Origin of the sequence: Delftia sp. DS1230 (assembly GCF_040112715.1) — a bacterium.
In the GTDB taxonomy this organism is placed as follows: Bacteria; Pseudomonadota; Gammaproteobacteria; order Burkholderiales; family Burkholderiaceae_C; genus Comamonas; species Comamonas tsuruhatensis.
In genome coordinates this window covers 5,535,645-5,548,369 of sequence record NZ_CP157763.1, presented here as the reverse complement: position 1 = coordinate 5,548,369, position 12,725 = coordinate 5,535,645, and the positions used below count along the sequence as shown (strand labels likewise).

Genomic DNA, 12,725 nt, shown 5'->3' with positions numbered 1-12,725 from the left:
CTGGCGGCCTGTGGGGTCGCCTTTCAAATCAACAGCTTGGCGGATGTCTCGGAATTTGGGGTATTTGCGGGTTGGGGGTGAAAGCTCTTTCAAAATCAATGGATTGGGAGGATTTTTGTCTAGTTCGCTGCCGCATAGGCAGCTCAGAAATTGAAGCATGCAGTCATAGCAAGCCGACACAGGTTCGCTGCCGCATAGGCAGCTCAGAAATTACCCGGCGTGGAGCCCTTTCCGGAACTCGGGTTCGCTGCCGCATAGGCAGCTCAGAAAAGAGCCCGAGCCTACTGACTGATCGGCCACGCGTTCGCTGCCGCATAGGCAGCTCAGAAAACACATTCTTTCCTGTCTCCCAGCATGGCTCGGTTCGCTGCCGCATAGGCAGCTCAGAAACCCATCGATCACGGCCAACACGGCCTCATATTGTTCGCTGCCGCATAGGCAGCTCAGAAATGCACTTGTGCCGGTACAGACGTCTGTACACGGTTCGCTGCCGCATAGGCAGCTCAGAAAGCTCAGGTTGGCATCGCTCAGGTTGGCACCGCGTTCGCTGCCGCATAGGCAGCTCAGAAAAGGGATGAGCTGATGCGTCTGCGCGAGGAATAGTTCGCTGCCGCATAGGCAGCTCAGAAACGAGCGTGCAAAACGGATGTCGCCTGCGAGCAGGTTCGCTGCCGCATAGGCAGCTCAGAAAACAGGCTGGCGGGCTGCGGGAGGTGTGCCCTTGTTCGCTGCCGCATAGGCAGCTCAGAAAGCAACCACTGCAGAGAGCTCATGAAGTGCATGTTCGCTGCCGCATAGGCAGCTCAGAAAGCTCATGAGGACAAAGAACTGGGACTCGCTCATGTTCGCTGCCGCATAGGCAGCTCAGAAAGGCGCGTCGTACCTATCCCTCTGGGAGCAGATGTTCGCTGCCGCATAGGCAGCTCAGAAAATCGGCCAATTGAGGTCCCATGCCGTCTGTCGGTTCGCTGCCGCATAGGCAGCTCAGAAAACAAGTCAGGCCCACGCAACAGGTGGGCTTTTGTTCGCTGCCGCATAGGCAGCTCAGAAATGCACATGCTGGCAGCGGACAGTTCCAAGGAAGTTCGCTGCCGCATAGGCAGCTCAGAAAATACACAAAGCCAATCCCGGTTCGCGCCATCGGTTCGCTGCCGCATAGGCAGCTCAGAAAACCCTGTACGTAAACAGGGGAAAGACCAAAGCGTTCGCTGCCGCATAGGCAGCTCAGAAATGTCGCCGGGCTGGCCGTAGGGGCAGAACGAGGTTCGCTGCCGCATAGGCAGCTCAGAAAAAAACAAGCGCGGCCAGCACCGCGCCGGCTCTGTTCGCTGCCGCATAGGCAGCTCAGAAATCGTCCTGCTTACCGAAGCCCTGCTGCGCGACGTTCGCTGCCGCATAGGCAGCTCAGAAAAAAAGCAAAACGCAGATTCGCGTTGTGCTTGCGTTCGCTGCCGCATAGGCAGCTCAGAAATGCCAGGCAGTTGGCAATGATCGTCTCCTGCTGTTCGCTGCCGCATAGGCAGCTCAGAAAAGCGCAAGTCAGCCGCAAAGATCGCACTCAGCGTTCGCTGCCGCATAGGCAGCTCAGAAAAAGGGTTTCGCTAACCGTTGCGCAACCACTAAGTTCGCTGCCGCATAGGCAGCTCAGAAAAAGGAAACATCGCGAACTACGAGTCCGGGCAGGTTCGCTGCCGCATAGGCAGCTCAGAAAATTTGGTGCCTTTCAGGTGGTGATGCGCCAGAGTTCGCTGCCGCATAGGCAGCTCAGAAAATTGAAACCGTCAAAGCAGAGGCCACGCGTTGGTTCGCTGCCGCATAGGCAGCTCAGAAACGGCTCCGAATCTAGGGGCCCGGTACATCGAAGTTCGCTGCCGCATAGGCAGCTCAGAAAAGCTCGGTCGCAGGCAGTGAATCACAGCCGGGGTTCGCTGCCGCATAGGCAGCTCAGAAATTGATCAGGGCTTCATGTTCGACATCATCGCTGTTCGCTGCCGCATAGGCAGCTCAGAAATGAGCAATGCCGGGCGCGACCTCCGCATGATCGTTCGCTGCCGCATAGGCAGCTCAGAAATGCACGAATGCCAGGCGCACCCAGGTTTTCCAGTTCGCTGCCGCATAGGCAGCTCAGAAAAACACATTGCGCACTGAAATGGGAGCGGCTTGGTTCGCTGCCGCATAGGCAGCTCAGAAAAGGGCATACAGGAGGCCTGGGAAGTCTTCGAGGTTCGCTGCCGCATAGGCAGCTCAGAAACTGCAATGGTCCGACGATGGCGCGCTGTGGACGTTCGCTGCCGCATAGGCAGCTCAGAAAGCCCAGCTCTCAAGGGCCTGCCTGTAATCGTCGTTCGCTGCCGCATAGGCAGCTCAGAAAACGCCGGCATCTCGCAGCCCAGGTCCGCAGCCGTTCGCTGCCGCATAGGCAGCTCAGAAATTTAGGTGTAGAAGTTGTTTCGTAATCTGCTCGTTCGCTGCCGCATAGGCAGCTCAGAAATGCGGACTGCCGAGTTCATGCTGGCCCGCGAGGTTCGCTGCCGCATAGGCAGCTCAGAAAAGATCTCGACCTGCAGCTCTGCCGCCTTCATCGTTCGCTGCCGCATAGGCAGCTCAGAAATGCTGCATGAACGAGGGCGGCATGTTGGTGGCGTTCGCTGCCGCATAGGCAGCTCAGAAAAAGGAAAAAAAGCGGTCTGTAAAGGTGGCTGCGTTCGCTGCCGCGTAGGCAGCTCAGAAAAGCAGGATGCGGCTGGCCCATCGCGGCATGTGGTTCGCTGCCGCGTAGGCAGCTCAGAAAACCTGGGTCATCCCTCTTGTGAGCTGATTCCCGTTCGCTGCCGCGTAGGCAGCTCAGAAAAGTTCAGCAATCCGCCGAACAGGCGCGCGAGGGTTCGCTGCCGCGTAGGCAGCTCAGAAATTGCGGTTTTTGATCTTTCGCGCGATCTTGAGGTTCGCTGCCGCGTAGGCAGCTCAGAAATTGAGGCACTGGACCTCTGTATTGCTGATCCAGTTCGCTGCCGCGTAGGCAGCTCAGAAATGCTGGGCATTGTGCGAACCGCTCAGGCCGAGGTTCGCTGCTGCGTAGGCAGCTCAGAAACAGGTCCGCATGTGTGGCAACAGCGTCTGCCCGTTCGCTGCCGCGTAGGCAGCTCAGAAAGGCAAGGTGTCACTCGAAGAGCGAGATGCCATGTTCGCTGCCGCGTAGGCAGCTCAGAAAAGGGTGCTCGCCCTTGTGCATGACGTGATCCAGTTCGCTGCCGCATAGGCAGCTCAGAAAAAGCTTGCGAACCACATTGCGAAGGATGCTGAGTTCGCTGCCGCATAGGCAGCTCAGAAAAGCCCCTTCCGTGACGGACCACGGTTTGCTCGGTTCGCTGCCGCATAGGCAGCTCAGAAAAAGCTCGCAAATCAAGTGGCCAAGGACGCGGAGTTCGCTGCCGCATAGGCAGCTCAGAAAAAACAACGAGTGAGAGAAGTGCCCGCCACACGTTCGCTGCCGCATAGGCAGCTCAGAAAAAGCCCCCCAGCCAGTTTGAGCCTCCAGCGCCGTTCGCTGCCGCGTAGGCAGCTCAGAAAATTCTCAAATCGCGCCAGATCGGGGCAACGTGGTTCGCTGCCGCTTAGGCAGATCAGAAAGTCGATGTCTGGGGCCGCAACAGCTACGGCGGGTTCGCTGCCGCGTAGGCAGCTCAGAAAGGATCACAGTAGAGAGGTGACCCATGGATGACGTTCGCTGCCGCGTAGGCAGCTCAGAAAGCAGCCCAGGCAGCAGCCAAGGGGGCGCCTGGTTCGCTGCCGCGTAGGCAGCTCAGAAAAGATCCTGCAGTGGTGGGGCGACTACCGGCGCGTTCGCTGTCGCATAGGCAGCTCAGAAATGCTCAGGGGTGAGGCTGTCCGCGCCGATGGGGTTCGCTGCCGCGTAGGCAGCTCAGAAAAAGAGGACTCCACGGGCTGGACTCGCTACAACGCTCGCTGCCGCGTAGGCAGCTCAGAAATCGCAGAGTTGCAGCATCAGTGCCTGCTCGGTGTTCGCTGCCGCGTAGGCAGCTAAGAAAATGAAGGTGGAATAGCCCAGCTTCGAGCACATGTTCGCTGCCGCGTAGGCAGCTCAGAAAAAGAGCCAGCGAGAGGGCCTGCAGGCCCTGGGGTTCGCTGCCGCGTAGGCAGCTCACAAAGTGAAGGAAAAGCGCATCACCCTCATCGACGGGTTCGCTGCCGCATAGGCAGCTCAGAAAGCAGCGGGCAGTGAGGGTGTCGCCGTCGCTGAGTTCGCTGCCGCATAGGCAGCTCAGAAAGACTGCGCCGTGCACAACGAGCCCGCCATGCCGTTCGCTGCCGCATAGGCAGCTCAGAAATGGCGCTGCAGGATCTCGGTCCTTTCCTGCTCGTTCGCTGCCGCATAGGCAGCTCAGAAAGGGAGAACGCCATAACCACCACCACGCCACAGGTTCGCTGCCGCATAGGCAGCTCAGAAATGCGGGTACTCAGCGCATGACCTAGGCCCAGGGTTCGCTGCCGCATATCCGAGACCTCCTGACTCCCTCACGTCATTCCCTGCTCCACAAATTCCACAAAACTCGCACCTTCATCAAACCCCCTCAGGACCAACGACAGGCGTTTACCGTAGACAGAGTCCGGTCGGCTGAATGCTTGCACTGCTAATGCGACAGCAGCGCGGGCGCGGTACCACTCGTTGTCGAAATCGCGGCCGGAGCTGAACTCCATGCTTTTCATTCGCCGGATGTGATGCAGGGCCAACTCGGCAACCAGTTCCACTTCAACGTCGGTTTCGTCTCGTGCGTTATCTGTGTCGATGGTGGCAACCAGGACCTCCAGGCGGTGCTCTGCACAACGGATGGCAAGCGCCATCATTTGTTGTGAATCGGGGCATTGAGAGGTGCCGCGAGCATGGGCAGATGTGGCATGCATATCAAGTTCCTTTGTGCTCTCACGGGAGGCTTGCATGTGAAAAGGCGCGGAGCGATGGCGAAGGCGTGCACACCCCCTGCCTTGGAGCGGGGCATACAATCACTCATCATCCAGATTGGTATCAAACAGTCATGAACAGTATTTTCAATACTAAAAATGACTTGTCAATACTTTTCAGTACCATCGACAAGAAAGATGTATGAACAACGCACTGGCTCAGCGGCTCATCAAGGCGCGTTCAAGTCATGGCTGGAGCCAAGCCGATTTGGCAGAGTCCAGCGGCGTAGCTGCTGCGCAGATCTCTCGGTACGAGCAAGGCCGTACGACGCCACGGCCTCCCGTTGTCGCCAAGTTGGCCAAGGCACTGGGGGTCCGATTCGAGTGGTTGGCGTTTGGACAGGATGACACCGCAGGCAAGGAGCCCGGATATCCGCCCGTGCAGGTCAAGCGAGTGGAGATCGAGGTGGAGGATGCTCTCCATGCGGCTGTGCAACGGTTTGCCCAACGTACAGGAATGGCCTACGAGGTGCTCTGCGTTGCGCTGATGCGGGAAATGCTCGAGCGCTTCGATAGACATCCGGCTGATCTGGCGGATTTCCTGAAGCGTCAGCAAAGCCCCTAGCTTGCGGTCGAGGGCGCAGAGCATCTGGACCCTTCAACAGCGGCCTCGTGCCTGAGGAGCCGCGCGTGCCGGGAAGGGCCACTTCGCCTGAAGCGCATCTGACGCCTCGTCCCCCGCCGTAGGCTTTCCTGGGTGGGTGCTGATCCCGAGACCTCTTTGGATTGGCGGCAATCTTCCACTTGACCCGGCCCGAGGACCTGTGCGGCAGATGCGTTTGCCTTGGGGTGAGTTGCTGTTTACCTGCAATGCACTTGTACGCTGCAGCCCCGCCTCACTGCCTCCAGAAAAACACCCCCGCCATCACCAGCCCCGTCAGCACGATGCCCGCGCGCAGCCATTCGGGCGGGATGCGGCGCGCCAGGCGGGCGCCGCCGTAGCCGCCTGCGGTGGCGGCGATCATCATGACCAGGGCCTGCTCCCACTGCACGACGCCGCCGGCCGCATAGATGGCGACGGCAATGGCCGTGAGCAGGGCGGAGACCAGGTTCTTCATGCCGTTCATGGCATGCAGCCTGGTCTGGCCCAGCAGGCCGAACAGGGCCAGCAGCAGGATGCCCAGGCCGCCGTTGAAGTAGCCGCCGTAGATGGCCACGGCCAGCATGCCGGCGCCGGCTTTGACGGGTGATGCATGGGCTGCATGCTCGGCGCTGCCGCGTGATGCCATGCGCCTGAGCTGGGGCGCGAAGGCGAACATGGCGGTGGCGGCCAGCAGCAGCCAGGGGACGACCTTGCGGAACAGGTGGTCGGGCGTGACCAGCAGCAGGGCCGCGCCCAGCGAGCCGCCGATGAGCGACAGCACGATGACGCCGCGCATGCCCAGGCCGGGCGGCGGCTCCATGTCCTGGCGAAAGCCCCAGGCACCGGCCATGTAGCCGGGCAGCAGGGCGACGGTGCCGGTGGCGTTGGCGGCCACGGGCGGCACGCCGGTGAAGACCAGGGCGGGCAGGGTGAGGAAGCTGCCGCCCCCGGCGACGGCATTGAGCGCGCCGGCCACGAAGGCGGCGCTCATGAGCAGTGCGATGTCCCACATGGGTGTTGTCTCCTCCTGGGGCCGGGCATCGGCAGGCCGCCGTGGCCTTGCGCGGCCAGGCCGGTGTTATAGGTCGAGGCCGATCTTAGTGCCGGACCATCGGGCGGGCTGTCGCACCGGCATGGCGGCTGGGTCAGGGCTGCTTTGCGCAAAAGGACAGGATCGCGCCGGCGTGGTGGCCGCCTGGCGACTAGGGCGGCGCCACCACCGGGCCGGGCAGGCCCAGCGTGGCGCGCAGCAGGGCGACGCGCGGGTTGGCGACGGCGCTGCGGTAGATCAGCGCTACGGGGCCCATGGAGATGGCGGGTGTGACATGCACCCTGCGCACCCCCAGCGACCGGGGCGAGGCCTGCAGCGTGGAGTCGGGTACGGCGCTGGGCCCCAGGCCGGCCCGGACCAGTTGCAGGTTGGTGAAGGGGCTGGTGGATTCGATGACGGGCGTGGGCGCGATCACGCCTTCGCGGCGGAACACCTCTTCCATCATGCGGCGCAGCATGGAGCTGCGCGCGGGCAACCGGGGCTATACGGGGAGCCCTGCGGCCGACACCTACCGGTGCGCCGACGGCTGGCTGTCCACGGCCGCCAACACGCCGCAGCAGTTCCGCAGGCTCGCCAGCGTGCTGGGGCTCGATGTCCTGTGCGAGGCCCCCACGCTGCTCGACCTCGATGCCTTCAACGCGCCCGAGGGCGGCTTTGTCGCCGCGCGCGATGCGTCCGCGCTGCAGCGGCTGCAGGCCTGTCTGGCCGAGGCCTTCGCCGCACGCAGCGCACGGGACATGGAAGCCCGGCTCAACGCCGTGGGCGTGCCTGCCGCCAGGGTACGGCGCCTGGGTGAATTTCTGGGCGAGGCCCGCGCTGCCGGCACCGTGTCACCTGTGAGCTATGGTGCCGGCGGCGCTGCGGTGGACACTCCGGGACTGGGGTTCCGGTGGATGGATGCCGAGCCCCTGCCGGGTGCGCCGGCCCCCGTCCTGGGCGATGGCAATCTCGCGCTGCTGCGGGAGCTGGGGATGGCGGATGAGGCCATCGCCCGCCTGTGCCGCAGCGGCGTGCTGGGCGCGCCGCAGTCCTGATTGCCTTTGGATTCCTTTGCCACTGCCTTGCTGGAGACCCCATGTTCAAAGCCTTGCTGCTGACCCAACCCGTACCGCGTGAAACCCGTGCCGAGTGTGTGGAGCTGGACGAAGCCAGCCTGCCCGCCGGCGCGGTGCGCGTGGCCGTCTCGCATTCCACGCTCAACTACAAGGATGCACTGGCCATCACGGGGCGCTCGCCCGTGGTGCGCCAGTTCCCCATGGTGCCGGGCATCGACCTGGCCGGCACGGTGCTGGACAGCGAGGACGCGCGTTTCCAGCCCGGCGATGCCGTGCTGCTCAACGGCTGGGGCGTGGGCGAGACCCACTGGGGCGGGCTCGCCCAGCAGGCGCGGGTGAACGGCGACTGGCTGATCCGCCGGCCCGAGGCCTTCAGCGCACGGGATGCCATGGCCATAGGCACGGCCGGCTATACGGCCATGCTGTGCGTGATGGCGCTGCAGGCGCATGGCATCACGCCCGCCAGCGGCCCGGTGCTGGTGACGGGGGCCAATGGCGGCGTGGGCAGCATTGCCGTGGCCCTGCTGTCGCGCCTGGGTTTCGAGGTGCACGCCGGCACCGGGCGGCCCGAACAGGCCGAGCACCTGAAGGCGCTGGGCGCGGCGCGGATCGTGGAGCGCAGCAGCCTGGATGCGCCCGGCAAGCCGCTGCAAAAGGAGGTCTGGGCGGCGGCCGTGGACAGCGTGGGCAGCCATACGCTGGCCAATGTGTGCGCCAGCCTGCGCTACGGCGGCTGCGTGGCGGCCTGCGGGCTGGCCCAGGGGCTGGACCTGCCGGCTTCCGTGGCACCGTTCATTCTGCGCGGCGTGTCGCTGCTGGGCATCGACAGCGTCTATGCGCCGCAGGCGCGGCGCGAGCAGGCCTGGGCGCGGCTGGCTGCCGAACTGCCGCGCGAGGTGCTGGAGCGCAATACCGAAGAGGCGGGCCTGGCCGATGCGGTTGCGCTGGCGCCCAGGCTGCTTGCCGGCCAGGTGCGCGGCCGGGTCGTCATCGATACGGCGCGCTGAGGCCCGCGCGGGGCCTACTTGGCGTAGGGGTCGGCAAAGCCCAGCTCGACCATGATGTCGGTCTCGTAGGCTTCCATTTCCTCGGCGTCCTGCTCGCTGGTTTCATGGTCCCAGCCTTGGGCGTGCAGCGTGCCGTGCACCAGCAGGTGGGCGTAGTGCTCCTCCAGCGTCTTGTTCTGCTCGCGCGCCTCGCGCTCGACCACGGGGGCGCACAGCACCAGGTCGGCCATGGCCGTGGGCTCCTGCTGGTAGTCGAAGGTCAGGACGTTGGTGGCGTAGTCCTTTTGCCGGTACTCGCGGTTGAGCTGCTGGCCTTCCTCGGCGTCGACGATGCGCACGGTGATTTCGGCATCGACGGCCAGGGCGTGGCGTATCCAGCGCGTGACCTTGCTGCGGGACAGCACGGCGCGGTGGGCGGGCGCCTCGGCAAAGCGCGCGAATTGCAGGGACAGTTGCAGTTGGTTCAGGGACATGGGGGAGTGCGTGGGCGTGTGCTTGGGCTTGAGCTTTGGAGCGCCCGTGGGCGGGCGTCTGCTGTGGCTGTCGGGATCAAGGCGCCGCAAGGCGCGGTGCGGCACGGCGTGCCGGGGCCTGGCCGCGTGCGTCGTAGGCGTCCACGATGCGGGCCACCAGCGGGTGGCGCACCACGTCGGCGCTGGTGAAGTGGTTGATGGCGATGCCCTTGACGCGCTTCAAGACGCGCTCGGCATCGATCAGGCCGCTCAGGGCGCCCTTGGGCAGGTCGATCTGGCTGACGTCGCCCGTGACCACGGCGCGGGCACCGAAGCCGATGCGCGTGAGGAACATCTTCATCTGCTCGGGCGTGGTGTTCTGCGCCTCGTCCAGGATGACGAAGGCGTTGTTCAGCGTGCGCCCGCGCATGAAGGCCAGCGGCGCGATCTCCAGCACATTGCGCTCGAAGGCCTTTTGCACCTTCTCGTAGCCCATGAGGTCGTAGAGCGCGTCGTACAGCGGGCGCAGGTAGGGGTCGACCTTCTGCGTGAGGTCGCCGGGCAGAAAGCCCAGGCGCTCGCCCGCCTCCACGGCCGGGCGCGTGAGCACGATGCGCTGCACGGCGCTGCGCTCCAGCGCGTCCACGGCGCAGGCCACGGCCAGGTAGGTCTTGCCGGTGCCGGCCGGGCCGATGCCGAAGGTGATGTCGTGGCGGGCGATGTTCTCCAGGTAGGCCGACTGGTTGGCCGTGCGCGCGCGCAGGTCGGGGCGGCGCGTGGAAAGCTGGATGGCGTCCAGGGGCTGCTCGATGAGTTCGGTGTCGCCGGCCAGCATGAGCTGCAGCGAATCGTCCAGGATGGGGTCGTCGGCCATCTCGTAGAGGGCCTGCAGCAGTTCCAGTGCGTCGTTGGCCTTGGCCTTGGGGCCGTCGATCTTGAATTGCTCGTGGCGGTGGGCGATCTTGACGCCCAGTGCGATCTCGATGGTGCGCAGGTGCGCGTCGGCCGGGCCGCACAGATGGCTCAACCGGTTGTTGTCGTGGGGTGTGAATGTGTGGCGCAGGATCACGCGGATAATTCCAGAGATTCCGGGCGGCGGCCAGCGCGAGGGCGTGGTGCCATACCCTGTGAATGGGCCGGCGTTCGGTTGCGGACGGGCATGAAAAGCCGCCCCTGGGGCGGCAAAGGACACCAATGATAGGCAAATTGACAGGAACGCTGCTGGAAAAAAACCCGCCCGAGGTGCTGGTGGACTGCGGCGGCGTGGGCTACGAGGTGCAGGTGCCCATGAGCACCTTCTACAACCTGCCCGCCAGTGGGGCCAGGGTCAGCCTGCTGACGCACTTCGTGGTGCGCGAGGATGCGCAGCTTCTGTACGGCTTTGGCACGCACAGCGAGCGCCAGGCGTTCCGCGAGCTGATCAAGATCACCGGCATCGGCCCGCGCATGGCGCTGTCGGTGCTCAGCGGCATGAGCGTGGAGGACCTGGCCCAGGCCGTGACGCTGCAGGAGGTGGGCCGCCTGGTCAAGGTGCCGGGCATCGGCAAGAAGACGGCCGAGCGCCTGCTGCTGGAGCTCAAGGGCAAGATCGGCGCCGATACGGGCGCGCAGTCGCTGTTCGTGAACAACGACCAGAACGACATCGTGCAGGCGCTGATGGCGCTGGGCTATTCCGACAAGGATGCGGCCGCCGCGCTCAAGAAGCTGCCGCCCGACGTGGGCGTGACCGAAGGCATCAAGCTGGCGCTGAAGGCGCTGGCCAAGTGAGCGGCGCATGAGCATCCATACCGACGATTTCGGGCAGGGCGGCTTTCCGCAGGGCGGTTTCGCGCCCGACAAGGCACCGGAAAAGCCGCGCATGATTTCGGCAGCGCCGGTCTCGCGCGGGGAAGAGGCCATGGAGCGCGCCCTGCGCCCCAAGCTGCTGCAAGAGTACGTGGGCCAGGCCAAGGCGCGCGAGCAGCTGGAGATCTTCATCGGCGCGGCCCGAAAGCGCAGCGAGGCGCTGGACCATGTGCTGCTGTTCGGCCCGCCGGGCCTGGGCAAGACCACGCTGTCGCACATCATCGCGGCCGAGCTGGGCGTGAACCTGCGCCAGACCAGCGGCCCCGTGCTGGAAAAGCCCAAGGACCTGGCGGCGCTGCTGACCAACCTCGAAGCCAACGATGTGCTGTTCATCGACGAGATCCACCGCCTGTCGCCCGTGGTCGAGGAAATCCTCTACCCGGCGCTGGAGGACTACCAGATCGACATCATGATCGGCGAGGGGCCGGCGGCGCGCTCCATCAAGCTGGACCTGCAGCCGTTCACGCTGGTGGGCGCGACCACGCGCGCGGGCATGCTGACCAACCCGCTGCGCGACCGCTTCGGCATCGTGGCGCGGCTGGAGTTCTATACGGCCGAGGAGCTGGCGCGCATCGTGCGGCGCAGTGCAGGCCTGTTGAACGCGCCGATTGACGACGAGGGCGCCTTCGAGATCGCGCGCCGCTCGCGCGGCACGCCGCGCATTGCCAACCGCCTGCTGCGCCGCGTGCGCGACTATGCCGATGTGCGTGGCGACGGCAGCATCACGCGCGAACTGGCAGACCGTGCGCTGGCCATGCTCGATGTCGATCCCCAGGGTTTCGACATCATGGACCGCAAGCTGCTGGAGGCCGTGGTGCACCGCTTCGACGGCGGCCCCGTGGGCCTGGACAACATCGCGGCCAGCATCGGCGAGGAGGCGGGCACCATCGAGGATGTGATCGAGCCCTACCTGATCCAGCAGGGCTTTTTGCAGCGCACGCCGCGCGGGCGCATGGCGACCCAGGCGGCGTACCGCCACCTGGGCCTTCCCGTGCCGGGCGACGACGCCAGCTGACGCAGGCTCACTCCTCCGTGCCGGCGTTCCAGAAGGCCTGCAGCACGCCGGGCAGGGCCTCGATGGCGGCGATCACGCGGTCCAGCTCGTCTGAGTCCACCGAGGTGGCGTAGAGCATGGCCTCGATCTCGGTGTCCTGCGGGCCGAAGGCATGGGTTTCCACGCCGCGCACGGGGTAGCTGGCGTTCTCCAGCAGCTCCAGCATCTGCTCGCGCACATCGCCCTGGGCGCCGCGGTGGCAGATGGCATAGACGTAGTAGGTCGATTCCGTGGATTCGTCATCCACCGGGCGGCGGTTGATGCGGTTGACCACGGGGCGCAGCAAGGTGTTGCTGGCCAGCACGAACAGCGTGGCCAGGCCGGCCTCGGCCACCAGGCTGGCGCCCGCGCAGGCGCCCACGGCGGCCGAGCCCCACAGCGTGGCCGCCGTGTTCAGCCCGGTGATGTTGGCCCCTTCCTTCATGATGGCGCCCGCGCCCAGGAAGCCCACGCCCGAGACCACGTAGGCCACCACGCGCGTGGCGCCCTCGGCCCCGCCCAGGCGCACGGCCAGGTCCACGAAGACGGCCGCGCCCACGGCGACCAGGGTGTTGGTGCGCAGCCCCGCCGTGCGCTGGCGCACCTGGCGCTCCAGGCCGATGAGGGCGCCGAACACGAAGGCCGTGGTCAGGCTGACGAAGGTGTCCAGCATGGCGCCGGGGTTGAGGTTCTGCAGGGCCTGCATGGGGTTCCGGGCT

Annotated in this window: 11 protein-coding genes and 1 CRISPR repeat array; of the genes, 5 read left to right on the top strand and 6 right to left on the bottom strand. The window is 64.9% G+C overall.

Annotated elements, in window-relative coordinates:
- Positions 1-122: 122 nt before the first annotated feature.
- Positions 123-4,529: a CRISPR direct-repeat array (repeat unit 28 nt; unit sequence GTTCGCTGCCGCATAGGCAGCTCAGAAA).
- 7 nt (positions 4,530-4,536) lie between these two features.
- Positions 4,537-4,923 carry a hypothetical protein gene (locus tag AAN986_RS24990; RefSeq protein ID WP_349335516.1) on the bottom strand — a complete coding sequence of 129 codons (387 nt, stop codon included), beginning with the start codon at positions 4,921-4,923 and terminating at the stop codon, positions 4,537-4,539.
- A gap of 199 nt (positions 4,924-5,122) precedes the next feature.
- Here AAN986_RS24990 and AAN986_RS24985 point away from each other — a divergent pair, with 199 nt between their 5' ends.
- Complete coding sequence (locus tag AAN986_RS24985) at positions 5,123-5,545, top strand: helix-turn-helix transcriptional regulator (protein WP_349335515.1); 423 nt, start codon at positions 5,123-5,125, stop codon at positions 5,543-5,545.
- 271 nt (positions 5,546-5,816) lie between these two features.
- Here the strand turns inward: AAN986_RS24985 and AAN986_RS24980 are convergent, their stop codons facing one another.
- Together AAN986_RS24980 and AAN986_RS24975 are read right to left on the bottom strand one after the other, a co-directional pair.
- Positions 5,817-6,575 (bottom strand): sulfite exporter TauE/SafE family protein, encoded by a 759-nt coding sequence (locus AAN986_RS24980; RefSeq protein ID WP_013804301.1) that lies wholly within the window; start codon positions 6,573-6,575, stop codon positions 5,817-5,819.
- 190 nt (positions 6,576-6,765) lie between these two features.
- On the bottom strand, positions 6,766-7,071 hold the full coding sequence (locus AAN986_RS24975; protein ID WP_349335514.1) for a LysR substrate-binding domain-containing protein: 306 nt from the start codon (positions 7,069-7,071) through the stop codon (positions 6,766-6,768).
- On the opposite strand from AAN986_RS24975, the gene AAN986_RS24970 reads away from it, so the two are divergent.
- Positions 7,058-7,648 (top strand): CoA transferase, encoded by a 591-nt coding sequence (locus AAN986_RS24970; protein ID WP_349335513.1) that lies wholly within the window; start codon positions 7,058-7,060, stop codon positions 7,646-7,648. The genes AAN986_RS24975 and AAN986_RS24970 overlap by 14 nt on opposite strands.
- A gap of 41 nt (positions 7,649-7,689) precedes the next feature.
- Positions 7,690-8,676, top strand: coding sequence for an MDR family oxidoreductase (locus AAN986_RS24965; protein ID WP_349335512.1), 987 nt, complete (start codon positions 7,690-7,692; stop codon positions 8,674-8,676).
- Positions 8,677-8,690: 14 nt separating this feature from the next.
- Here the strand turns inward: AAN986_RS24965 and ybeY are convergent, their stop codons facing one another.
- Complete coding sequence (gene ybeY, locus AAN986_RS24960; RefSeq protein WP_349335511.1) at positions 8,691-9,149, bottom strand: rRNA maturation RNase YbeY; 459 nt, start codon at positions 9,147-9,149, stop codon at positions 8,691-8,693.
- Between the two features lie 76 nt (positions 9,150-9,225).
- The gene (locus AAN986_RS24955) at positions 9,226-10,197 is read right to left on the bottom strand and encodes a PhoH family protein (RefSeq protein WP_016446533.1); all 972 of its coding nucleotides are present in this window, start codon (positions 10,195-10,197) and stop codon (positions 9,226-9,228) included.
- A 125-nt stretch (positions 10,198-10,322) separates the two neighbouring features.
- Between AAN986_RS24955 and ruvA the strand changes: the two genes are divergently transcribed.
- Positions 10,323-10,895 carry a Holliday junction branch migration protein RuvA gene (gene ruvA / locus AAN986_RS24950; RefSeq protein ID WP_016446532.1) on the top strand — a complete coding sequence of 191 codons (573 nt, stop codon included), beginning with the start codon at positions 10,323-10,325 and terminating at the stop codon, positions 10,893-10,895.
- A 7-nt stretch (positions 10,896-10,902) separates the two neighbouring features.
- The gene (ruvB, locus tag AAN986_RS24945) at positions 10,903-11,988 is read left to right on the top strand and encodes a Holliday junction branch migration DNA helicase RuvB (RefSeq protein WP_016451874.1); all 1,086 of its coding nucleotides are present in this window, start codon (positions 10,903-10,905) and stop codon (positions 11,986-11,988) included.
- A 7-nt stretch (positions 11,989-11,995) separates the two neighbouring features.
- On the opposite strand, the gene AAN986_RS24940 is transcribed toward ruvB, so the two are convergent.
- The gene (locus AAN986_RS24940; protein ID WP_012203158.1) at positions 11,996-12,712 is read right to left on the bottom strand and encodes an MgtC/SapB family protein; all 717 of its coding nucleotides are present in this window, start codon (positions 12,710-12,712) and stop codon (positions 11,996-11,998) included.
- Positions 12,713-12,725 lie beyond the last annotated feature (13 nt).